General features: G+C 39.7%; 21 protein-coding genes. 13 read left to right on the top strand and 8 right to left on the bottom strand.

The window, feature by feature from the left end; all coding sequences use genetic code 11:
- Nucleotides 1–15 precede the first annotated feature (15 nt).
- The 9 genes from rlmN (at nt 16) to AC0L3Y_RS17870 (ending at nt 9,720) form a co-directional block, all read left to right on the top strand.
- The gene (gene rlmN / locus AC0L3Y_RS17910) at nt 16–1,131 is read left to right on the top strand and encodes a dual-specificity RNA methyltransferase RlmN (protein WP_473467173.1); all 1,116 of its coding nucleotides are present in this window, start codon (nt 16–18) and stop codon (nt 1,129–1,131) included.
- Between the two features lie 39 nt (nt 1,132–1,170).
- The gene (locus AC0L3Y_RS17905) at nt 1,171–1,890 is read left to right on the top strand and encodes a hypothetical protein (RefSeq protein WP_473467170.1); all 720 of its coding nucleotides are present in this window, start codon (nt 1,171–1,173) and stop codon (nt 1,888–1,890) included.
- A gap of 1 nt (nt 1,891) precedes the next feature.
- Nucleotides 1,892–3,160, top strand: a complete 1,269-nt coding sequence (locus tag AC0L3Y_RS17900; RefSeq protein WP_473467167.1) for a RodZ domain-containing protein — start codon at nt 1,892–1,894, stop codon at nt 3,158–3,160.
- A gap of 8 nt (nt 3,161–3,168) precedes the next feature.
- Nucleotides 3,169–4,281, top strand: coding sequence for a flavodoxin-dependent (E)-4-hydroxy-3-methylbut-2-enyl-diphosphate synthase (gene ispG, locus AC0L3Y_RS17895; RefSeq protein ID WP_473467164.1), 1,113 nt, complete (start codon nt 3,169–3,171; stop codon nt 4,279–4,281).
- Between the two features lie 9 nt (nt 4,282–4,290).
- Nucleotides 4,291–5,565, top strand: a complete 1,275-nt coding sequence (gene hisS / locus AC0L3Y_RS17890) for a histidine--tRNA ligase (RefSeq protein ID WP_473467160.1) — start codon at nt 4,291–4,293, stop codon at nt 5,563–5,565.
- A 111-nt stretch (nt 5,566–5,676) separates the two neighbouring features.
- Nucleotides 5,677–6,267 carry a tetratricopeptide repeat protein gene (locus AC0L3Y_RS17885; RefSeq protein ID WP_473470650.1) on the top strand — a complete coding sequence of 197 codons (591 nt, stop codon included), beginning with the start codon at nt 5,677–5,679 and terminating at the stop codon, nt 6,265–6,267.
- 2 nt (nt 6,268–6,269) lie between these two features.
- Entirely contained in the window at nt 6,270–7,403 is a 1,134-nt protein-coding gene (gene bamB, locus AC0L3Y_RS17880; RefSeq protein WP_473467158.1) for an outer membrane protein assembly factor BamB, read from the top strand.
- 92 nt (nt 7,404–7,495) lie between these two features.
- Entirely contained in the window at nt 7,496–8,833 is a 1,338-nt protein-coding gene (der, locus tag AC0L3Y_RS17875) for a ribosome biogenesis GTPase Der (RefSeq protein WP_473467155.1), read from the top strand.
- A gap of 263 nt (nt 8,834–9,096) precedes the next feature.
- A complete protein-coding gene (locus AC0L3Y_RS17870) occupies nt 9,097–9,720 on the top strand; it encodes a hypothetical protein (RefSeq protein WP_473467152.1) in 624 nt (207 codons plus the stop codon).
- An 87-nt stretch (nt 9,721–9,807) separates the two neighbouring features.
- Here the strand turns inward: AC0L3Y_RS17870 and AC0L3Y_RS17865 are convergent, their stop codons facing one another.
- Both AC0L3Y_RS17865 and AC0L3Y_RS17860 read right to left on the bottom strand, forming a co-directional pair.
- A complete protein-coding gene (locus AC0L3Y_RS17865; RefSeq protein ID WP_473467151.1) occupies nt 9,808–12,075 on the bottom strand; it encodes a YgiQ family radical SAM protein in 2,268 nt (755 codons plus the stop codon).
- Between the two features lie 125 nt (nt 12,076–12,200).
- Nucleotides 12,201–12,839 carry a class I SAM-dependent methyltransferase gene (locus AC0L3Y_RS17860; RefSeq protein WP_473467149.1) on the bottom strand — a complete coding sequence of 213 codons (639 nt, stop codon included), beginning with the start codon at nt 12,837–12,839 and terminating at the stop codon, nt 12,201–12,203.
- Between the two features lie 179 nt (nt 12,840–13,018).
- On the opposite strand from AC0L3Y_RS17860, the gene AC0L3Y_RS17855 reads away from it, so the two are divergent.
- The gene (locus AC0L3Y_RS17855) at nt 13,019–13,174 is read left to right on the top strand and encodes a DUF2496 domain-containing protein (RefSeq protein WP_473467147.1); all 156 of its coding nucleotides are present in this window, start codon (nt 13,019–13,021) and stop codon (nt 13,172–13,174) included.
- Between the two features lie 114 nt (nt 13,175–13,288).
- On the opposite strand, the gene AC0L3Y_RS17850 is transcribed toward AC0L3Y_RS17855, so the two are convergent.
- From AC0L3Y_RS17850 to AC0L3Y_RS17825, 6 genes are all read right to left on the bottom strand, one after another.
- Nucleotides 13,289–14,785 carry a methyl-accepting chemotaxis protein gene (locus AC0L3Y_RS17850; RefSeq protein ID WP_473467144.1) on the bottom strand — a complete coding sequence of 499 codons (1,497 nt, stop codon included), beginning with the start codon at nt 14,783–14,785 and terminating at the stop codon, nt 13,289–13,291.
- A gap of 467 nt (nt 14,786–15,252) precedes the next feature.
- Entirely contained in the window at nt 15,253–18,519 is a 3,267-nt protein-coding gene (locus AC0L3Y_RS17845; RefSeq protein WP_473467141.1) for an efflux RND transporter permease subunit, read from the bottom strand.
- Nucleotides 18,516–19,733: an efflux RND transporter periplasmic adaptor subunit gene (locus tag AC0L3Y_RS17840; protein WP_473467138.1), complete on the bottom strand. Its 1,218-nt coding sequence runs from the start codon at nt 19,731–19,733 to the stop codon at nt 18,516–18,518. Before AC0L3Y_RS17840 ends, AC0L3Y_RS17845 begins: the two co-directional genes overlap by 4 nt.
- On the bottom strand, nt 19,730–21,109 hold the full coding sequence (locus AC0L3Y_RS17835) for a TolC family protein (protein ID WP_473467136.1): 1,380 nt from the start codon (nt 21,107–21,109) through the stop codon (nt 19,730–19,732). Before AC0L3Y_RS17835 ends, AC0L3Y_RS17840 begins: the two co-directional genes overlap by 4 nt.
- Before the next feature lie 200 nt (nt 21,110–21,309).
- Complete coding sequence (locus AC0L3Y_RS17830) at nt 21,310–21,891, bottom strand: aminotransferase-like domain-containing protein (RefSeq protein WP_473470648.1); 582 nt, start codon at nt 21,889–21,891, stop codon at nt 21,310–21,312.
- Between the two features lie 8 nt (nt 21,892–21,899).
- Nucleotides 21,900–22,730, bottom strand: a complete 831-nt coding sequence (locus AC0L3Y_RS17825; RefSeq protein ID WP_473467133.1) for an aminotransferase-like domain-containing protein — start codon at nt 22,728–22,730, stop codon at nt 21,900–21,902.
- Between the two features lie 234 nt (nt 22,731–22,964).
- Between AC0L3Y_RS17825 and AC0L3Y_RS17820 the strand changes: the two genes are divergently transcribed.
- The 3 genes from AC0L3Y_RS17820 (at nt 22,965) to AC0L3Y_RS17810 (ending at nt 24,251) form a co-directional block, all read left to right on the top strand.
- Complete coding sequence (locus AC0L3Y_RS17820) at nt 22,965–23,162, top strand: DUF1127 domain-containing protein (RefSeq protein WP_473467132.1); 198 nt, start codon at nt 22,965–22,967, stop codon at nt 23,160–23,162.
- A 4-nt stretch (nt 23,163–23,166) separates the two neighbouring features.
- Nucleotides 23,167–23,778, top strand: coding sequence for a LysE family translocator (locus AC0L3Y_RS17815; protein WP_473467130.1), 612 nt, complete (start codon nt 23,167–23,169; stop codon nt 23,776–23,778).
- A 119-nt stretch (nt 23,779–23,897) separates the two neighbouring features.
- Entirely contained in the window at nt 23,898–24,251 is a 354-nt protein-coding gene (locus AC0L3Y_RS17810) for a GIY-YIG nuclease family protein (RefSeq protein ID WP_473467126.1), read from the top strand.
- The last annotated feature ends 89 nt before the right edge of the window (nt 24,252–24,340 follow it).

Below are 24,340 nucleotides of genomic sequence, written 5' to 3'. Positions count from 1 at the left end.
CAAGCGATCTTGATTATGACAGACACAAAAAAAGTAAACCTGCTGGGCTTATCTCCAGAGAAATTGATTGAGTTCTTTGAGTCGATAGGAGAGAAAAAATTCAGAGCCACTCAGGTGCTTAAATGGATTCATCAAAAGGGCGCGGAGAGTTTTGATGAAATGACAGATGTCAGTAAGGCATTGCGGGCTAAATTAGAAACAATTTGCGAGATCCGTGGGCCAGAGGTTGTCTCCCAGAATATCTCCAAAGATGGCACTCGAAAATGGATTATCCGTACTGATGGCGGTAAAAACGATTGTGTCGAAACAGTCTTAATTCCTGATGGTGACCGTGCCACTTTATGTGTTTCTTCTCAGGTCGGTTGTTCTTTGGATTGCAGTTTTTGTTCAACGGGTAAGCAAGGCTTTAATCGTAACCTGACTCCAGCTGAGATTATTGGTCAAGTATGGATTGCTATTAAGTCGTTTGGTCCCATGGATCCTAATGGTCCTCGTCGCGTGACAAACGTCGTTATGATGGGGATGGGGGAACCATTAATGAACTTTGAACCTGTTGTTGATTCAATGATCCTGATGATGCACGACCATGCGTATGGTTTGTCTAAGCGTCGTGTGACATTGAGCACATCTGGAGTGGTTCCTAAAATCTATGAATTAGTAAAACGTACGGATGTTTCTTTAGCGATTTCTTTGCATGCACCCGATAATGCGTTGCGTGATGTATTGGTGCCAATTAATAAGAAATACCCAATTGCTGAGTTGCTTGAGTCTTGTCAGCATTATTTGGCTAATCTACCAGATAAGCGACACATCACTATCGAATATACGATGATGTCTGGTGTAAACGATAACGAAGATCAAGCGCATCAGCTGGCTGAGTTGCTTAAAGATCTAGAATGTAAGATCAATCTTATTCCATTTAACCCATTCCCACACTCAGGTTATGAGAAACCGTCGAATAATCGCGTTCGTCGTTTCCAGAAAATTTTAGCGGATGCGGGTTATACGGTCACGGTTCGAACGACACGTGGTGATGATATTGATGCAGCGTGTGGTCAGTTGGTTGGGGATTTCCATGATAAGACTCGTCGTAGTCAGAAATACATTGAGTTGAGAGAAGTGAAAAGCTAATTTAGGCTATTGATTTTTGTATGAGACAAGGATGTCCCTATGCGATTGTTGCTTTTTATATTGTGTGGTTTGCTTATAACGTCTTGCGCTTATCAAACTGTTCCATTTCAGTCTTCTGAAATGTCTGTGACTAAGCGATTGTCATTTATTCAGGCGAGACTCTTACTTGGGCAATGGTCGTTGGCTAAGAAGCAGCTTGATCAAATTAGTGAATTAGATCAAGGGCGAGAATATTGGCGGTTGTTAAGTTTATATTGGCTGAGTGCTGGTCAATATGATGAAGCAATTTCTGCTCATAAAAAAGCCCTATATCATTATCCTAACGATGACTTTATTTTGAATAATTACGGTGTCCTATTAGGTACGCAAAAACGTTGGGATGATGCTTGTGCAGCTTTTAAAAAAGCGGACGAAAATAGTTTGCCGCAGCGTCAAACGGTACAAATTAACCTTGCCAGATGTGCAATACGTCAAAATGACGTAAATTTAGCAACATTCTACCTAAAACAAGCAAAAGAAATTGCTGATTTGCCTCTGATTGGTTTGATGACAGAGCTCAATCTTGTTTTAATACAAGGTAGTAATGATAAAGCTCGCTTAATTCTTAATAATATCCAGGCTGGTAAAAAAATTGCGCGAGGATCTGTGCATTTTGATGAGTACAATTGTCTGTCGTGGCATTTAACTGCACGCGAGACTGACCCTACATTGCATTCATCTGCGAGTAATTTTATATGCCTGAATGGCTCAAGGTATTAACATGACAACTGAATTTCAAACTGATGCTTCTTTAAATAAAACTAGTACGAATACTAATGATAGCAATGAAGATCATATCGCCGATGATACTAGTGTAGACAGTGTTTCTAACGATACCAATACAGATAGTGTGAATGACGTGAGTATAAATGACGTCAATGTTGCGAGTGATATCTCTGACGCCGATCTAGGTGATGGCATTGCAGATGTTGGTTTAGTTGATGTTGTGACAAATGACATTGATACGGACAGCATTGATACAGATGCTACTGATGAGAATCTATCTGAAACAGAAACGATTGATATCGGCAGTAAATTAAAAGAAAAAAGAATAGAATTAGGGTTTGACGAAAGACATGTAGCCACTGAGCTAAAACTTCCAATTGATCAAGTGCGTGCTTTGGAAGCTAATAATTTTAGTTATTTCCGCTCGATCACTTTTGCACGTGGCTTTTTGAAAAGTTATTGTCGATTATTAGATCTAGATTATGTTGCCATGGTTGCTGCATTTGATAGTAAACGAGCCGATGCTGAGACAACCATTAAACCAGTTGATAAAGTTCATAAGCAAACGCACCTAGGTGATCCAATTGTTATCTTTATTTCAGTGGTTATTATTGCTGTTTTAGTCTTTTTGGTTTTCTGGTGGCCAACAACTCCTAGCGTAGCAACTTCAGAGGATGTTACTAATGACGTCGTTGAGACGGTTGTTGCAGCTGAAACAGCTGTAGAACCTGTAGTGGCTAATACAACACTAGAAGCGGAAAAAACTGTTCCATTAGAACCAGTGGATAGTGAAGTATCTGATACCCAAGAAGCAACCTCTTCTGCAGTTGCTATTGTTCCTTCTACAAAGGTTACTGAAGCTGATAATAAACCAGCAGAACAAAGTAAAGTAGTAACAGGTTTGTCTGCTGAAACAGTAGCTATTTTAAAAGAAGCTGGCGTAAGCCCTGATGAAGTAGTAAGAGCCACAAAAGTTGTGCCAGCTTCCGACTCTCCAGTTGAAGTGCCACAAACAGTGTCCTACCTAGATGAGGTTGAAATTGATTTTATCGAAGATTGTTGGGCTGAGATACGAGATGCATCTGGAACTATTTTGTTTTCAGGTGTGAAATCAGCTGGTAGCACCTTAGCGCTAACAGGTGATGCGCCATACCGCGTGGTATTAGGTTACGCCAGAGGTGTTTCATCTTTGAAATACAAGGGCGAGCAATTCGATTTTTCTCCTTTCACACGTAAAGATTTGGCTCGATTTGAGCTCAAGTAGAGACTCTTATGCATTTTGAATCACCTATTAAACGTCGTCATTCTCGTCAAATTATGGTCGGGAATGTTCCTGTTGGCGGTGGTGCGCCAATTAGTGTTCAGAGTATGACGAACACAGAAACTTGTGATGTGGATGCCACTGTTGCACAAATTCGTGCAATCGCTGACGCTGGAGCAGACATTGTTCGCGTTTCTATCCCGTCAATGGATGCTGCTGAAGCGTTTAAAAAAATACGAGAATCTGTTTCTATCCCCTTAGTGGCGGACATACATTTTGACTATAAAATTGCGCTTAAAGTAGCAGAGTACGGTGTTGATTGCTTGCGTATTAACCCTGGCAATATCGGTAATAAAGACCGTGTTCGTGCTGTAGTCGATTGTGCCCGAGATAAAAATATTCCAATTCGAATTGGTGTTAATGCTGGTTCACTGGAAAAAGATCTACAGAAAAAATACGGTGAGCCAACGCCTGACGCATTAGTTGAATCGGCTTTCCGTCAGATTCAATATTTTGATGAATTAGACTTTCATGAATACAAATTAAGTTTAAAAGCATCTGATATTTTTATGACTGTGGAAGCGTATCGAAAAATAGCCAGCCAAATAGATAACCCGTTGCATTTGGGGATCACAGAAGCAGGTGGTTTGCGTTCTGGTACGGTTAAATCTTCGATCGGCCTTGGCTTGTTATTGATGGATGGTATTGGTGACACCTTGCGCGTGTCGTTGGCAGCAGATCCAGTTCAAGAAATTAAAGTCGGTTGGGATATGCTGCGCAGCTTAAAGCTTCGTAATCGTGGGATTAACTTTATTGCTTGTCCAAGTTGTTCTCGTCAAAACTTTGATGTCATCAAGACTATGAATGAATTAGAAGAGCGTCTTGAGGATATTGTTATTCCAATGGACGTTGCTGTTATCGGCTGTATTGTTAATGGCCCTGGTGAAGCGAAAGAAGCTGACATAGGCTTGGCTGGTGGATCACCTAATAACCTTATTTATCAAGACGGCAAGCCAAACAGCAAAACGAAAAACGAAACGCTGGTTGATGATTTAGAAAAAATGATTCGTGATAAGGCTTCCCTAAAAGAACGGGAATTGGCCAATATCATTGTAAAAAATTAAGGATCCATTGTGGCTCGAAAAATTCAAGCGATTAGAGGAATGAATGACATTCTGCCTGATCAGTCTTCTGTTTGGTTATATCTCGAAAAAACAGTAGCAGATGTTGTTAAGTCTTATGGATATCAACAAATCCGCTTTCCTATCGTTGAAAGTACAGACTTGTTTAAACGTGGTGTTGGTGAAACAACCGATATCGTTGAAAAAGAAATGTATACCTTTGATGATCGTAATGGTGAGTCTTTAACCTTACGTCCAGAAGGAACAGCTAGTTGTGTGCGTGCAGCTGATCAAGCTGGGTTGTTATTCAATCAAGTCCAGCGTTTGTGGTATACCGGACCAATGTTTCGTTATGAACGTCCACAAAAAGGTCGTTATCGTCAATTTCATCAAATTGGTGTTGAATCCTTTGGTATTAGTTCTGCTGATATTGATGCTGAGCTGATTATTCTATCTGCCCGTCTGTGGAAACAGTTGGGGTTGTTAGATCATGTTGAATTGCAACTAAATACAATTGGTTTAGCATCTGAGCGTGAAGCCTTCAAAGCGGCGTTAGTTGAGTATTTAACAGAGTTTAAAGACCAATTAGATGAAGATAGTAAACGTCGTCTGACAACGAACCCATTACGTATATTAGATTCCAAAGATGAATCGACTCAGTCTGTATTAAAGGCGGCACCGAGTCTTGACGATTTTATTGGTGAGGAGTCTAAAGCCCATTTTGATCTTTTACAGGCGATTCTTAAAGCCAACAATGTTCCATATGTAATCAATCATCGCCTAGTTCGCGGTTTAGATTATTATGGAAAAACCGTATTCGAATGGGTGACAAGTCATCTAGGTTCTCAAGCGACAGTTTGTGCTGGTGGTCGATACGATGGTTTGGTTGAGCAGCTGGGTGGTAAAGCAACACCTGGAGTTGGCTTTGCGATGGGAATAGAACGTTTAGTACTTCTTCTTGAAACATTGGATTTGATTCCAAATAATGCAAAATTTTCCACTGATGTTTTTATCGTTAGTATGGGGGACGCAGCTGAACTTACTTCATTTGTCTTGGCTGAAAGTATCCGAGAGATTAATTCTGATCGTGTTGTATTGCGTCACTGTGGCGGTGGAAACTTTAAGAATCAAATGAAAAAAGCCGATAAGTCAGAAGCTCGATTTACTATTATTCTAGGCCAAGATGAAATTGATCAAGGTGTATGTCAGGTTAAAGATATGTCAACAGGTGAACAGCAAACTTGCTCTTTGGTTGATGTTCCTACTTATATCGATGAAAAACTATAATTTGATTTAATAGAGCGATGTTTTTAAATAATAAAACATTGCCTTGAACGAGGAAGTAAAAGTGTCTGAATTAAAGACTGAAGAAGAACAAATTGAAGCCTTTAAAGCTTGGTGGAAAAAAACGGCGTTAAGTTAATTATCGCTGTTGCTGTTGTTGCTGGTGGTTATTTTGGTTTTCAAGCATGGCAAACAAACCAGGCCAATCACATAAGTAGTGCGTCGGCGCTCTATCAAGATCTTGTTCAAGCTGCAGCAGATTTAAGTGATGAAGATAATCAAAAAACGGTTGTTTATAACGCTAATCTACTTACTGATGAATATAGTGATACAGGTTACGCCGTGTTTGGCCAACTATTTTTGGCTCGTGTAGATGCTGAAAAAGGCAATTACGATGAAGCGATCAAAGCATTAGATATTGCTATTCAAAAGACAGAAGACTCGGCTTTTATTGCAATTGCAAATTTGCGTGTTGCACGTTTAATGCTTCAAAAGGAAGACTATGAAGGTGCGATGACTCGTGTGGAGAAAGTTTCTGAAGAAGAGTTTATTTCACAACAACAAGAGCTAGTTGGAGACATTCTGTTAGCACAAGGTAAACGTGACGATGCTCGTATTGCTTATGAAAAAGCAAGTGAAGCATTAGGTGCAGGTGTTAATCATCCTTTACTCGATATTAAACTTAAAGACTTGGTGAAAGGCTAACTATGAGTAAGTCTCTTTTTGTTGTCGTATTATTTACTGTATTGATGATTCAAGGTTGTTCTAATGCTCGACCATCATTACCTAGCCCTCCTTCTATAGACAGTAAGGTTGACTTACATACGTCATGGAGGAAAGGTGTTGATGGTAATTTCGGTGAGTCTAGCGAACGCTTTAATTTAGTAGCAGAAAATGGTTCTTTATTTTTTGTGACAGAAGAAGGGACACTTTATGAGCTTGACCAAGAAAATGGAAAAGAAAAAAGAACACTTTCTACAGACTACAGACCAAGTGCCGGTGTAACTCGTAATGGCGATATTTTGTACTTTGGTACCTATGATGCTCAATTAGTTGCAGTATCTTTAGAAAGTCAGTCTGTATTGTGGGAAAAAACATTAAGCTCTGAAATATTGGCGGAAGCCTCTTATGCCGCCGGTAAATTAGCAGTACAAACTGCAGATGGATGGTTAAGAGTGCTCGATGCTGAAACGGGTGAAACCCTATGGCGAGCTAAAGAAGATTTGCCATCATTAACTGTACGTGGTACAAGCGCCCCCATTATTTCAAATGGTAAAGTTATCTCAGGTTCTGCTGATGGGCAGCTGAAAGCTTTTTCTTTACAAGATGGCAGTTTGTTGTGGTCTTATGAGGTAGGTAAACCTGAAGGTAGATATGAAATAGAGCGATTAAGTGATATTGATGGTCGTTTAGTTGCTAAAGACGGTGTTGTTTATTCTGTTGCTTATAATGGTACTCTGGCTGCGATTTCAATCGAAAGTGGTCGTCTATTATGGCAGCGTAATATATCAAGTTCAGTTGGAGTTGCTGTGAAAGGTGAGTTTTTGGCTGCTGTTGATATGAAAAGCAAAGTGATTCTTCTGAATGCCAAAAATGGCGCAGAAATATGGGAAAACGAAACACTTGTTGAGCGTGATTTAATTACGCCTGAGTTTTTCCGAGATTATGTGGCGGTTATAGACCGTGCTGGTTATGTTCATTTACTTGATTTAACCACTGGTGAAGTTGCGGCGCATAAAGTAGCTGATGACGAAGTTCCACCAGGTAGTCGTATGGTGACGAACGATAAGCAGTTGTTTATTCTTACGCCGAAATCTAATGTGACGGCATTAAGCTATTAAAGTCAGTTTTTGATTTCTTTTTAGCGATTTTTAGGGGCTGCCACTTCTTTAAGAGAGGTGGCAGCCGCTTTGTATTTTTTATAGGTAAAAAAATGATTCCAGTTATTGCATTGGTAGGTAGACCCAATGTTGGTAAATCAACACTTTTCAATCAATTTACGCGTTCTCGTGATGCTTTGGTAGCAGATTATCCAGGCCTTACTCGAGACCGAAAATATGGTGATGGAAAAATTGGTGAGCATGAATTTATCGTTATTGATACCGGTGGTATTAGTGGTGATGAGCAGGGTATTGATGAAAAAATGGCGCGCCAATCTTTGCTTGCTATTGAGGAAGCAGACTCTGTTTTATTCTTGGTAGACGGTCGACATGGCTTAAACCCAGCGGATGAAATGATTGCGAATCATTTACGTCGTGCTAATAAACCTGTTGCTCTTGTGGTAAATAAAACCGACGGTATTAATGAAGATATTGCATTGGCGGATTTTTATTCATTGGGGCTTGGTGAATTACATCCAATCGCCGCATCTCATGGTAAGGGCGTTCATGTCTTAATTGATAAGGTCATGTTGCCATTTGCTGAGCGAGTGGAAGAAGCTAAAAATCAAATTAGCTTAGAATCTCGAGGTATTCGAATTGGTGTTGTTGGTCGTCCAAATGTAGGTAAATCTACTTTGGTAAACCGTATGTTGGGTGAAGACCGCGTTGTAGTTTACGACATGCCAGGTACAACCCGTGATAGTGTTTATATTCCTTATGTACGTAATGACAAAGAATATACCTTGATTGATACTGCTGGTGTACGTCGTCGTAAACATGTTAAAGAGGCCGTTGAGAAATTCTCGATTGTCAAAACACTGCAAGCGATTCAAGATGCTAACGTGGTTATTGTAGTTATTGATTCCCATGAAGACTTGGTAGAGCAAGACCTTCATATGATTGGCTATGTGTTAGATGCTGGTCGTGGTGTAATTCTTGCGATTAATAAGTGGGATGGGCTGCAAAAGGATGAGCGTGAACACATTAAAAGCGAAGTTGAGCGTCGTTTAGGCTTTGTGCCTTACGCGAAAGTACATTACATTTCAGCTTTGCATGGTACAGGTGTTGGTGATCTATATGATACGATTCAAAGCACTTATGAGTCTTGTTACTCTAAATGGTCGACGAATCGTCTTACTCGCATACTGGAAGATTCTGTTTCGGAGCATCAACCACCAATGGTGAATAGTCGTCGAATCAAACTAAGATACGCACACCAGGGGGGATCGAATCCGCCGCGTATTGTGGTTCATGGTAATCAGACTGATGCTTTACCTGGTAGCTATAAACGTTATCTTGAGAATAAATTCAGAACGGTACTTAACATTACAGGTACACCAATTATTTTCGAATTCAAATCTTCTGAAAACCCATACGCACCGAAGAAATAGTCTTTTTTGTAAGGTTTTTAAGAATCAAGATCCCCAAACACCTTCTTTATTAGAAGTTTTCTGGGGATTTTTTTTGTTTTGGGTTTATGTCTTTTCCTATTGTTTGAAGAATAAACAATGGTTAAATTGCAATTAATGACACTTTAATTATATGTAGGATGCTTTCAGGACGAAGTAAGTAACAACCGTGTCATTACTCTGCGCTGTATCGTTTTTTTACTTTTTTTTCACTAAAATCTCGGCTTCATTAGTTGAGGTTCTTCATGTTTATTCTTCGTGGTCTGATTTATCTTTTTGCAGTAGCAGGTATTGCACAGCTTGTTTCTCTGGAAGGCTATCGTTCATTGACTCTTTCTGAATATAGTGAACATTCATTAACTGAGTATATGCAAGATGTAATGTCATTTTTAAGCTGTATGTTATTTCTGTATGCCGCTCATTTAGACGCTAAACTAAAAATAGCCTCAACTTTACTTGCTGCTTTATTGGGTATGATGTTTGTTCGTGAATCGGATTCTTTATTAGATCATTATGTATTTGATGGTGCGTGGCAAACTATTGTTTTATTGATTTTTTCCTGTGTTATGGTTTTTTTGATAGGTCGGTTTTCTAAGATTTATGCTTCTTTAAAAGAGTACTCTTTAGAGGTTAGCTTTGGGGTCTTCTTGGCTGGTTTTGTTACTTTGTTGGCCTTCTCAAGATTAATGGGAAGATCATCTTTTTGGCAAGCGGTTATGGGGGACTCTTATATGCGTATTGTAAAAAATATAGTAGAAGAGAGTATTGAGACCTTTGGCTATAGTTTGATTTTAATTGCAGCAATAGAATTGGTATTGGTTTGTCTAAAACGAAAAAAACAGGCCAACTTACTTGCCACAGATTGTTGATATTTTGCTTTAGATGAACAAAAAAACACTTCACGTTGTGAAAGCGCGAAGTGTTTTTTTATCTAGTCAGTATGTGATAACAGGTATTTAGCGAGATTTGATTTTTTGCTTACGGCGTTTAGCTGTGTTGCTATTCATTGGTGTGCCTGATGCTCTACCTGTTGCCGTTGTTGCACCATTATTTTTTTTCGCACGTGCTTTATCATTGGCTGTATTTTTAGCCATTGTCGGGCGATTTGATGTATGGGATGCACCTGTAGCTTGTCCCGGTTTAGCATTTTTAGGGCGTCGAGGTATTTGAATATCTTTGTCAGCAGATGGCACCAATTTATTTTCACCATTACCAATCAAGTCTGCGCGTCCCATTTGAATTAGAGTATTTCGTAGATCCTTCCAGTTACTTGCATCGTGATAACGTAAGAAGCCTTTTTGCACTGTACGCTGCTTTGCATCTTTTGGTGTATAGACATCTTCACTTTTATAGGTGACCGGCTTTAGTGGATTTTTACCTGAGTGATACATGGCCGTTGCAAGTGACATTGGTGATGGGTAAAAGGTTTGTACCTGATCAGGTTTAAAGTCGTTTGTTTTCAACCAAAGGGCAAGGTTCATCATATCTTCGTCAGAGCTGCCAGGGTGCGCAGCTATGAAATAGGGAATCAAATGCTGTTTTTTACCGGCTTCCTTGGAGTATTTATCAAACATACGTTTAAAGCGATCGTATGTCCCCATCCCAGGCTTCATCATTTTTGACAATGTACCTTGTTCAGAATGCTCAGGAGCGATTTTTAGTAACCCACCAACGTGATGGGTTACAAGCTCACGAACATACTCAGGATCTTCAACAGCAAGGTCATAGCGCAGTCCTGATGCGATAGAAACAGTATGAATACCTTCTACCGCTCGTGTTTTGCGATACAGTTGCGTTGTTGGGCTATGATCTGTGTTTAAGTTTGAGCAAATAGTTGGGTATACACAGGATAATTTACGGCATGAGGCTTGAACTTCATCGTCATTACAATTCAATGTATACATGTTTGACGTCGGCCCACCAAGATCAGAAATATGTCCTGTAAAACCCGGAACTTTTGCTTTTATATCTTCGATTTCACTCAAAATAGATTCATGGGAACGAGATTGAATGACTCTACCTTCATGCTCCGTGATCGAGCAAAAAGTACAGCCACCAAAACAACCACGCATGATATTTATCGATGTCTTGATCATGTCATAAGCCGGAATACGTGCTTTTTTGTATTTTGGGTGTGGCACTCGAGCATAAGGTAAATCGAATACGCCATCCATTTCTGGTGTTTCCAATGGAATTGGCGGTGGATTTACCCATATCTCTTTTTTACCGTGTTTTTGAATTAAAGCACGAGCGTTATGTGGGTTTGATTCAAGATGTAAAATACGTGAAGTGTGGGCGTATAAAACAGGATCTTTTGATACTTTTTCAAAAGATGGAAGACGGATGTAAGTTTTTTCTGGATCGAGCTTTTCACCACGACGCAATGGCGCAGGAATCACTCGAATCGGCATTGTGTCTGAATCTTCTTCGTCTTTCGTTTGGCACTTCCCTTCAGGGATGTACTCATAGGGACTGTAGATTTTTTCGACCTTGCCTGGCCAATCTACTCGTGTTGAATCTATTTCAGTGTAGCCACCTGGAGGTGTATCTCTGACAATAGTGGTACCACGAATATTTGTTAATTCGTTTAGGGTTTTACCCATTGCCATTTCATGAGTGACTTCAATAATCGCACGCTCAGCGTTGCCATAGAGAAGAATGTCTGCGGTAGAGTCGATCAGAACCGAACGACGTACTTCGTCACTCCAATAATCATATTGAGCGATACGACGTAAGCTGGCTTCGATACCACCAATCATCACCGGAATATCATGAAAGGCTTCTTTACAGCGTTGAGAGTAGACAATGACTGCACGGTCTGGGCGTTTTCCGCCAACACCATAAGGTGTATAAGCGTCATCATTACGTACTTTTAAATCAGCAGTGTAACGGTTAATTAGAGAATCCATATTCCCGGCTGTCACACCGAAGTACAGATTAGGACGACCAAGACGCATAAAATCGTCTGTGTTGCGCCAATCTGGTTGGTCAATAATACCCACGCGATAGCCTTGCGCTTCTAATAAGCGACCTAATACCGCCATACCAAAACTTGGGTGATCTACATAAGCATCACCCGAAACAATAATGACATCACAACTGTCCCAGCCAAGTGCGTCCATTTCTTCCCTAGTGGTTGGGAGAAAGGGTGAAACACCATAACATTCGGCCCAATACAGTGGATAAGAAAAGAGCTGTTTGGCGGTTTTATGTCGTTTGATCATTGTCTACTCTTGGTATCGTCATCACTACTGAACTTATATAAGCAGCAGATGATGGTGATACATGGTTTATCGATAAAAAATTGTGGCGCATTATCCCAGAAAAGCGTCTAGGTAGACAGTCTAATCTAGGGTTTGATATGCCAGACACTTTCTTCAAATATTGTATGTCCGCGTTCTTTATATCTAGGTATGGTTTGTGTAAGGTTTTCAGAGGCGATTTTTTGAATACTCTCTCCCCATAAAGAAGTTACCGCTTGCTCATCGACAGAGAAGGGCGGAGTTTGGTTCTCGCCATCGTGATAAAGTGAAATCAATAATACTGCAGCTGAAGGGGTTAAGCGTTCCAGTGTATGAGAAACATAAGTTGCACGTTTAGAGTCTGGCATAGCCACCATGGCAGCCCTATCATAACAGGCATCAAAATCGTTTTCGGTGAATTGAAAGTAATCACCTTCAATAATGCGAAGAGGTAAGCCTTTGACAGTATGGATTTTCAACTCATCTTCCTTATGGGTATCATAAGCCAAGTCGTTATCACCTAAGAATTGAATAACGGCTAAAGAAGAGAGCTCAATACCTGTTACTTGATAACCTTGTTCAGCTAACCAAATCATGTCATTTGATTTTCCGCATAAGGGAACCAGTACGCGGCTATTTTTCGGTAGCGTGGGCCAGAACTCAATAAGCTTAGGGTCGACACCTTCTTGATGAAAACCAATTCGTCCTGTTTGCCAGCGATCCAACCAAAATTCATTTGTAATCACGTTCACCTCGGTTTTTAAAAGTCGATTTAGTGCGCCATAATAATGATCAGTAATGTTAAGCCTAATATAGGGAGTCTTTTTATACTACCTAAGCCAGTATAGACTTGGGTAAAGCATTTTGAATGACTCTTATAACTAATTTTACACATTTATTACTTCATTTTTAGTACGGAATTATTATGTCTTTAGAGAATGCCCCCCAACATGTTCAGCTTGCAGTTGATCTGATTGAACTGCTTGAAACCAACAATATAAAGAGTAAGGTCGCGGTAGCCGCTTTGGAATTAGTATTAGCAGATTTTAAACTGAAACTTAAAACTGAAGAAGAGGGCTAATACCTAAGTTGATATATGTAAGTAAAAAATCGACCAGACTTCAAATAGGCTAGAGAAATATGGTCGATTTTATAATAGCCACGCAGCTACTATTTTAGAGGCATGGTAAGGTAGCTAAATTTTGAAAGAAGCGGCTTTTTCTTCATATTCTTGAGTGACTTTGTAGATGTCATCACTGCTTCGTATTAAATCTTCCATCAGTTCTGATAGTAGCTGAATAGCTTGAGCGTTTTGGCTAACCTTTTCACTGATGGAGAAAATAACTTGTTCTTGTTCGATAGTGTCTTGAGCTATACCTTGGCTGGACTCAGTGATCTTGCTAACGTCTTTTGCTCTTTTGAGTAAGCCATTAGAGATCTCTAAAGTATGCTCAACACTGACATTTGTTCTTTCTTTACCTGACTCCATAGAGCTAACGGTTTTACTTACGCTATCATTCAAATTTGCTAAGACTTTCTCTATCTCATCTGTAGATTGGCTTGAGCGCTGTGCCAATGTTCTAACTTCATCTGCTACAACTGCAAATCCTCGACCTGTTTCACCTGCTCTTGCTGCTTCGATTGCGGCATTTAAGGCAAGTAAGTTAGTTTGCTCTGAAATACTTCTAATAGAATGTAGGAGTTGAGTAATCGCCTCCACATCTGAAGTTAATGCTTGTAGAGAGTCTGAAATAGACGTGGTGTCTTTTGCTAGTAACTCCATGTCTTTCATAATGGTCAATGCTTGTTGGCTGTCTTGAATCGTATCCTGTTCTAATATGCGAACAATATCAGCAGACTGAGAGCTGTTTTCAGAGACCAATTTCATTGATGCAGATACTTTTTCAGATGCAGCAGCAGCATCTTGGGAACGGTGTTTACTTGCTTCTACGCTAGTACTGGCGTCTTTGGTGATATTGCTGATTTGATTACTATTATTAACCAATACTGTTGCGATATTTTGATAATCTGAAAATAAGCCAGACAATCGATCTAGTAAATTATTTAATGCAATTTCCCCATCGGAAATTGGCTTTTCTACACGAATAGACAAGTCGTTATTTTTGGATATTTCTTCAATGGCTGTGGCAATTTTTAGGTTAGACGAAGACTCTTTTATCATAAGACGTGACATATAAATCAATACAACGGCTTCTGAAATAGCAAAGGCACAATGTACTATCATCACGCCCATGTGATGAGGGCCTGCAAAAATCATAATCGGCATGTCACCAAGGTGTACGCCTGCCATCTGGACATACATAAAACCAATATGATAAATCGCAGTTGTCACAAGAGCCGCAATAATGGGTTGCCACTTTTGATAAAGTAAGAAAATTACCATAGAAGCAAAGATGTGAAAATGCATTTCAATCATGCCTAATTGGCTTTGTATTAGGGATGATGAAACAAGCATCATTAAAATGCCAGCTAAGATGGAGAAAACGATACTTCCTTTAAATAGGCTATAAGCCAATTGTGTCGCAACAAGTAAAATAGCCGAAGCAATGATAGTAAAAGAAAGTAACTGAGCGCCTATTAATCCACTGATTAATAGAACAGGTATTTGAGCGAGTAAAAAACGATAAATGAATAGGTCGTTTTTTAAATCGTGTTGCTTTGATAATGTCATTTTTGTTTCCATTTTTTAGCCATTAAGCGTCTTACAAAATAACTTTTAATTAAATGATTTTTACAGATCTATAGAGCCTAGTATTACGCACAAGTTCATTAATTGGATCAATTATATTGACCATTTTATCCATTCTTCAAGGACAATTTTCGGGAGTAATCATACGAATTGTAAGGGTATTGGCTGTGAAGTACCTAAATCATTGACCGTATGGTTAAAAAATTGAATAAAGTTTTTATGATGAATAAGGGCTTTATGTTTAAAAAAATATGTTTTGCTGCTTAAAATGAAAAGTGTCGCACTTTAAACTAGAATGCAAGGGTGAGGGGGGATACTGTAAAGAGGCTTAAGTTTAAATAAAAAAGCCTTTAGTGCATTTTAAAAATGAAATGACCCCCAATATTGATTGTCCAACTATTGCAGGTCATTTCGAAGAAATTAAAGGTTTTTTTTCATTTGATACTTTATTAATCCAAGTTTAGGTTCGTTAAATTTTGCTCTGTTTTTTTATTTTTAAGTTGACCTAAAAGGTTATGTACATCTTCTTTGATCATCAATAAAACAGGGATCAGTACTAGGGTGATCACTGTGGCAAACATGATCCCATAGGCTAAAGATACTGCTGCAGGAATCAGCATTTGTGCCTGCCTTGAGGTTTCCCAAAGAATAGGAATTAGACCCGCAAAGGTTGTAAAAGACGTCAACAAGACTGCACGCAATCGGCTACGGCAGGCAATACTGATAGCTTTTTTAACATGACTTGTTTCATGACGTAGGTCGTTAAATCGTGAAACCAATAATAAACTGTCATTTACGACAACACCGCTGAGGGCCAAAATACCATTTAACGAGAAAATACCTAGCGTTAAATCATTCATCCAATGGCCAAGCAAAGCACCGATAATACCGAATGGTATTGCCATCATGATGATCAGAGGTTGAGTATAAGACTTCAGTGGAATGGCTAATAGGCCATAAATAATCAATAGAGCGATCAGGAACATTTCAGACATAGAAGACTGAGTTTCAGCTCTTTGCTCTGCCTCACCAGAGAAGTACACTGACACGCCAGAAAATTGACGTTTCATTTGTGGTACGACAGCTTTTTCTAAGTATTCGACGACTTCAGTTGAAGACATTTCGTCTTTATCAACCTCAGCAGACAGATATAAAGAACGTTTACCATCAATACGAACAATGGTCGTTTCCGCTTCTTCTTGAGACAAAGTCGCAACTGAGGACAAAGGAATACGTGTACCATCGTCTAGCGAAATCTTGGTATTCATCACCGCAGAAGGGGATTCTTGTTGATCGTTAGGGTAACCTAAGCGAACTTCCACCTCTGCGTTATCTCTTTGGTATTCCTGTACAACTTGACCATCAAAGTTAGTCGATACTTGAGATGCAAGATCACTGGTTGAAAGTCCTAGTAAACGGCCTTGTTCACTAAGCTTCAATACCAAGCGAGATTCTGTTGGATCTGTGTTTTGCTCAATTCCTGTTACTGCAGGTAGTGTTTCCAGTTGTTTTAGTAACTCCAACATGGCGCCATTTAAAACACTAGAGTCATTACCTCTTAGTTCGATTCTTAATGCATCAACACTTTCTCTGGCACTTCGAATTCTTAGATTTTTGACTCCTTCAGGCATACCAGATAATTGCTGCCATTTAGTCGCAAATTGCGCTGATGTATATGGACGATCTGTAATTAACTCAATTCGAATATTGCCAGACTGATCATTACTTGACGTTACTTGAATGTTTTTAATTGCCACATCGCCTTTTGGTTGAGGCGCTTTTTTTATCGACGGACGGTCTGTTGATGCAGTTTTTGAACCTGCTGTATTGTTTTCATCAGCAGAAGCTGGTCTTTGTGGACGGCGACGTTCCCCAGTATCACTTCTTAGAGCGATATCAGCTTGGTAAGCAGCTTCTTCTAGTGTTAATAAAACACGACTGGTTTGACCATAGCTGACATCGTTGTTCATTGTCAGACTGCCTCGAACTGTGTCTCCTGGAATCTGTGGGAAAAAACTTATACGAATAGCGCCAGTAAAAGGCATAGACATAACAAGCAAAAATATTGCGATAAAGAATAAGCAAATTGCGTATCTATGATTAAGTGCAATGTCGATACTAGGTTTATAAATACGATCACTAAACCACTGTAATCCCTTATCTGCACCATGTTGAATCCAAGCCCAGCCTTTTGCTATAGGGTTTGTTCGAGTTGATTTGCGAGTATTAATATGTGCCAAGTGAGCTGGTAAAATGATCTTAGATTCGATCACCGATAAAACAAGACAAATGGCAACAACAATGGCAAATTGGGAATAAAGCTGCCCTAAGCGACCTTCAATATTGGATAATGCCCAAAAGGCTGCAACTGTAGTGAAGACACCAAATAATGTTGGAATCGCAACAATCATGGTGCCTTTTATAGTACTGCCTAAAGTATCTCCTTCTTTAGACCGTACTGTATAGATACTTTCCCCGACTACCACAGCGTCATCCACTACTATTCCTAAGGCCATAATAAAGCCAAAGGTGGTAAACATGTTTAAGGTTAGGCCAACGCTCTCTGTACCCATGAAAAATAGTGTGCCAAAGAAAATAAACGGCAAGCCCATGGCAACCCAAAACGCGACAGTAATGTTTAAGAAAATTGCCAGCAAAACAAACACTAAAAACACGCCAGTAATTGCGTTCTCGATCATTAATTCTAGGCGTTCATTAATTGATTCACTGCGATCATACCAAGTGCCTAAGGTGACATTTGGTGGCAATCGGTTACTGTCTTGCCATTCTTGAATCACTTCTTTCGCAGCAATAACTGAGTTGGAGATATCACTGGTGCCTTTGGTGAGAACTTGAATGGCTAAACTGTTCTGACGATTAAAGCGTGATAATACAAACTCATCCTCATCAAAGACATCTCGTATGTTAGCTATATCGCTAAGTAAAAGTTTGCCACCGTTCTCGTTCACCCTAATTGGGATTTGCAAAAATTGGCTTTTTATATAAGCCTGCTCAGACGCACTAATGCTGAGGTAAATATCTTCATTACGAAGTGTGGCAACCTTTGATGTAGAAGATTCTGCATTAATGGCACTAGCTATATCTGTTAATGTTAGGTCATAGGATTCCAACTTGTTTTTATCAACTTCAACCATCATGGTTGGATCTAACCAACCTGTAATGGACGTTGCGCTAATATTTTCATTAGCAAGAAGGTCTGACTCTAATTCGTCAGTTAATTTTTGCAAAGTTCGACGGTCTGCTTCCCCGTACAACTGAATCCAGATTGAATGTTCTTCTCGAACTGCTTTACTAACAACGGCAGGATCCGCATCGTCAGGGAATGAGGTGATTTGATCGACTTCATCTTTGACATCATCCATTAAAGTATCAATGTCATAACCGTCAATCATTTCTATACTAACACTGGTTGAGCTTGCGCTTGACGATGTCGTGATGTTCTTAATACCAGATGTTCCCTGTAATGCCTGCTCAATAGGTATGGCTATACCTTCTTCATTTTCTTTGGCTGAACCACTGTCGTTACTGACTGAAATGGCAACTCGATTCGGTGATAGGCTTGGAAAAGCTTCTTTATTAATCGATCCCATATTGACCACACCGAGGGTGATCATAAGTATTAATAATAAGTTTGCAGCAACTGGGTTATTCGCAAACCAAGGAATGATGCCTTTGTATTGATCGATAGGGCTCATGGATTATTGCCCTTTTTTACAGTGTCTGTAGCTTGATTTGTAGTTTCCTGTGTTATGGCTTTTATTGGAGCAACGAGAGTGCCTTTTATATAGCTGTTATAAGGTTGAACAACCACTTGGTAACTACCTTCTCTCATGTTTTCTGGTACCTGAATATAAACGTAATTTGAATCCACAAAGCGTGGCGTTGTTTCAAAGGTATTTAAACGCTTATCTTCGTCGATGTACCATATTTCACTTTTTTGACTTAGTGCGGTATTTGGTAAACGCCATAAGTTATCAAGCAGTTTACCTTTTAGACTAATGCCAACAAATGAGCCTGGAATAAGTTGAGGTGTTTGTTCTAATGGCTTATCTAAACCTATAGTAAGACTGCGCATTCGGGTGGATTCATCAATATGAAGTCCGACACTGAGGATTTTTCCTTGCCATGTAGCATTATCATCAACGCTGCTTATAGTGACTGGCCAGTTAGAGGTGAGTAGTGTTTTTGTGTCAGGTAGTTTTAACCAATCCGTGTTCGATAGGTCTATTTGTATCTCAGCACGCTCAACGCTGTAAAGTGTGCCAACATCACCTCCTGTACTTAGATAAGAGCCAGGAGAGATCATACGTTCCACGACTAATGCATCAAAAGGGGCAATCAGTTTTGTATTTTTTAAATCATTTTGTGCATTTTCTAATTCCGCTTTTGCTGCATCGAATTCAGCTTGCGCAGCGACAAGTTGTGGTTCACGTAGAACAAGGTCAGAATCGGGTTCTTCCTCAAAACCTGATGCTTCCCATTCAGCTCTTGCTTGTTCTCCTTGGCGTTTTTCTTCTTTCAGTGCAAGTTCTGCACTGGCTAACGTATCCTTTGCATTGGCCACAAGGCTGTTAAGTTCTGTGTTCTTTAAAGTCGCTAGAATATGACCTTTTTTAACTATTTGACCAGATTCGAATTGATTAGATATTTGTGTTACTTCACCGCTTACTTGATTGGTTAATGTTAGTGAGTATCTTGGTTCCACTAGCCCAGAGGCCTTTATTGATGCCGCATAAGTGCCTACTTGGGCCTCCATAACCGTAATCTGTAAGGCTTGCTCTGCCGCTTCTGGACGAGCCTTTTTTACTTTATTGTTTTGGGCTTCAATGGCGCTAGTGATGTAAAAATACACACAAATAATAGAGATGAGAGCCAATATTAAGGTAATCCATAGTGAGCGGCGTTTCATTGTTCGTTTACTCCAAGCCCTAATGCGAGTCCTAAATCGACTCGGTTTGATAGATGTTGATAAATAATGTCGTCGAGCTGTGCTTCTAAATCGAAGGTGGTCGTTTGTACATCAATCAGATCACTAATTTCGATGAGCCCAGTACGGTATTTTTTCTCATACTGGCTGAGATTTTTCTTTGAACTATTTAGGGCATCACGGATGTGTTGCTTTTGTAAGGACAATACTTTTTCTTGTCCTAATGTATTTTCTACTTCATTTACTGCTGTTAGCAGAGTGTCACGATAGGCTTGATAGGCTTGCGCTGTTTCTAATTTGGCAACTTCGACTGCGGCTTTTAATTGCCCACCTTGATAAAGTGGCTGAGTTAATTGCGCTAATAATGACCAAATTGGCGAGCCAAATAATGCCCCACTTGGTGACTCCGCCGTCTCGCTTAATGTAGCGCTAAGACTAATGCTCGGTAACATGTCTTTATAGGCGACAGAAGTATTTAAATCTGCCGCTTCAATGTCTAAATAAGCAGCTTTTAAATCTGGGCGACGTTGTAACGCTTGTTCAGGTAAATCACTAAAAGATAAGTTGACGTTAGGGTAGTCTGTATTGGCAATAAAGCTGAGGGGATCGGTACTGCCTAAGTAAAGTTGTAGGGTACGCATTTCAATCGCAAGGTCTTCTTGGAACTCAATTAAATCTGACTTGGATTGAGATGTTGATGTGCGAGCCGCATCGAGTTCTTCTAAATCACCAAGACCATTTTTAAAACGTTTTTGAATAAGTTTTTCATTTGCTTCTAATAACGTTAAACGTTTTTGTTCAATATCAATGGCATGTTGCTTGGCGGTGATTGCGAGCCAAGACTTTATGACATTAGCAACGAGAGTGTCGCGACTTGCTTGATAAAGGGCTTCGTCACTAGCTAGTGATTTAGCTGATGCTTGTTCTGAATTAGCAAGTTTTCGCCATAAATCGAGCTCCCAACTGATGCTTAAATCAGCATCGTAGCTAATAGTGTTATCTTCAGTTTTATCAGCAGAAAATCCAGCTTCTACGCTAGGTAAGGAGTCACCATGTTGACTTTTGATACTCCATAAACTTGCCTGCAAGGTAAGTTGAGTTTGTTGCAAACTGGGGTTTGCTTTAAGAGCTTGTTGAATGATTTTCTCTAACTGAGAATCTTGAATTAAATCTGTTAAGTAGCTAACCGGAGCGACTTTATCAAGATCGTCCCATTGAGCTGATTTTTTCTCACTGACTGTATTGAATTCACTTTGTGCTAAGTCAGCATAATTTTCGCGTTCTTGTGTACTGGTACAGGCTGCTAATAATAAGCTTAAGCCAAACAATCCTACGTTCCGTAACGGCTTGTTTATCATTCAATACGTCCTAATGAAAAAATGTTGAGTAACCATATCGCGCGTTGTGTGATTGTAGTCAGTCAAACATCACGTCTTACATATTTTCTACATATTTCAAAGTATCATTTCTTTTACACTCTTATATAAAGTTTATTTTCATTTCTTTACAAATGAAAAATAAACATGATCATCTTATGTTTAACATGTTTTTTCTAGGTTCATTTTTTTCTTTCCGTATTAAAATCTTTGATAACTTTTGCCAATATTTTAATGGCCCATTCTCTTTTTTCTATACTCTGTTCACTAAAGTTGAGTCTAAAGCAATTTCGATATTTTCCTGTCGCAGAAAATAATGGGCCGGGGGCAAAACTGGCGCCTTCAGCGCGACACCTTTCTAATAACTTCATGCTATCAATGTTTGGGTTGAGTTCTACCCATAATATAAAGCCACCGTCGGGAAAGCTTACTCGAGTATCGCTAGGTAAATAGGTTTTTATAGCATTTAGAAAATGATCTCTTTGTTTTTCATAATGCTGTCTAATTTGACGAATATGCTTAGTGTAACCCCCTAAGCGAATGAATTTAGCAATGGCAAGTTGAGGGAAAACAGGGCACATGGAGCTGCTAACATATTTTATGTGAGTGACTTTGTCTCGATAACGCCCAGGAGCAATCCAACCAACTCTCATGCCAGGGGCGATGGTTTTTGAAAATGAAGAGCACAAAAGTACTCGACCGTCATTATCAAAAGATTTGATGGTTTTAGGGCGAGGAAATTGAAAGGAAATATCGCCGTAAATATCGTCTTCTATAATGGCGATATCATAGCTTTGTGCCAGTTTATAAAGTCGCTCTTTTTTTCCTCTGGCATGGTATAGCCCATTGGATTATTGCAGGTTGGTGTAACAAAAATAGCTTTAATTGGCCATTGGTCTAGCGCTAGTTCCAGAGCTTCTATGCTCATGCCTGTTTCTGGGTGAGTGGGTATTTCCATTGCTTTAAGGTTGGCTGCCTTGATGGCTTGCATAGAGCCATAAAAACTTGGCGATTCGATGGCGATAATATCACCTGGTTCAGTGACAGCTCGAAGGCAAACAGAAATGGCTTCTTGGCAACCAGAGGTGACAACGAGATCATCTGGGTGTAACTGACAACCTGAAGCAACGGTTAAGCGACAAAGTTGCGTACGTAATTCTTCTCTGCCTCGAATGTCGGAATAGCTTAGTCCTAATTCTGGTTTTTGTTTAGCAAGGTCGGACAAAGTTTTTAATAAAGGCTTAAGTGTTGGCGCTTTCATATCTGGCATGGCATGTTGCAACTGCACACCTTTTTGGTTGCTACGGTTCATTAGCATGTTGAGAACTTCTTCCCATTGAGACACTTCTAATGGGCGTTGTGGTGGTCGAGAAACACTCGGTAAGTTGTCTTTCTTGCGTTGGCAAACAAAATAGCCTGATTTTGGTTTTGCTTCGACAAGAAGTTCTTGTTCTAACTGTCGGTAAGCTTCTTGTACTGTAGATATGCTCACTCCATGTTCTTGTGCAAGTTGACGAACCGACGGCAACTTGTCTCCCGGCTTATAAAAGTCGTGTTGTATGTGCTCTCGCAGTCGTTTGGCTAGATTTTGATAGAGTGTCATCGTGGTTCTCCTGCGAATACATGGTGTGTATTTGATTGTAGTGCTTTTTTTGTCTATTGGTGACCATACAGATTACAGTTTGTTACGCCATACAGATATAATTCACGGTGTTCTGTATGCTTGATAAAGCTTTTTTCTGAATCTGTATTGTCTTTATTGCTTCCTCTAAAGTGGTTATTCATACACATGGCATTATTAACACCTTTAATAGTGCGACCTAAAGAGGGGAAGGGCATGTTAGTTGTTAGTTTATTTGTACATATTCAGCATTGCGTAGAGCGTTACCAAACTCGTAAAGCCTTAGCGCGATTAACGACTCAGCAAATGTTAGATATTGGCATGACAAAAGACCGTCAGAGATCTGAATTATTACAAGCATCTGTGTTTGGTTTTGTTCGAGATCTTACGGATAGAATGAAGAAGGGTCGCTAGAACTATGATAGAGCTGTCTTTCTTCGTTGCCCTGGCGATGTTTTCATTCGTTATGTCTGTTACACCGGGACCAAATAACATTATGTTGTTGGCGTCTGGTGCACAATTCGGCTTTCGTCGCTCCTTGCCTCATATTATAGGAATTGGCATTGGTATGGCGGCTCTTATATCGTCTTCTCTTTTGGGATTAGGGGCAATATTTATTTTATTTCCGCCTTTGTATATCGTACTTAAATGGGTCGGTGGTAGTTATTTATTGTGGCTGGCGTGGAAAATTGCCAATGCGCCTGTTAATGGCTTATCGACAGACTCGGCTGAAAAAGCAAGGCCTATGCGTTGGTGGCAAGCCTCTCTGTTTCAGTTTATTAATCCAAAAGCGTGGATGATGGCGATCAGTAGTGTAGGTACATTCACCATACAAGGCGACTTGTATGTCCAGTCTGGTTTGTGGATGTTGTTGATTTTTGCCTGTGTAAATGCACCAACGATTTCTCTTTGGGCGTGGTTAGGAGGCAGTATTCGTCGTTGGCTAACAAGTACTAAGCAGCAGCGATGCTTCAATATAGGCATGGGCGTTGCGACGGCATCGACCTTGCTTATGATTGTAAGTGGTTAAATTGGATGTTGATAAGAATGTTACTCCTAAATTCAGAGAGTAAGGCGGATGGATCGCGTTTATAAAGACTTAACTTCATAGCATAAGATGGCTGTGTTTGACTGGGGAGTATAAGCGTAATGGCGGGACTTGAAATGACAGATAGTGAGACCATACCGATAACGTCAAAAAAACAGTGGAGTATTTATATGATTAAAACCCGTATGAATACTCTTTATACTGGAATTAGTATTGATGTTGAACGTCGTTTCAAAGAGCACTCAGGAGACAGTAAAAGAGGAGCTCGTTATCTAAAAGGTAAAGGTCCATTAGAATTAATGTGGCAAGAGTGTGTCGGTTCGAAAGGTGATGCTTTATCGTTGGAATATCGTGTAAAGAAGCTGAATCGTCGACAAAAACAAAGCTTGATTGACGGAAAATTTGAACTTCAGTCGTTAGCGAAAAAAACTAATATTGATTGCAATTCAGAGTAAATTTTCTTGTTTTTTTAGACTTAATATATGGCTTGAGATTTGTATTAAATATTAGAAGTGAGTTGATTAATAAGGTGTTTTCAAAGCTT

It is taken from the genome of Marinomonas sp. GJ51-14 (assembly GCF_055808695.1).
The sequence above is the reverse complement of the archived record's forward strand: the minus strand, read 5'-3'. Positions and strand labels throughout refer to the sequence as shown.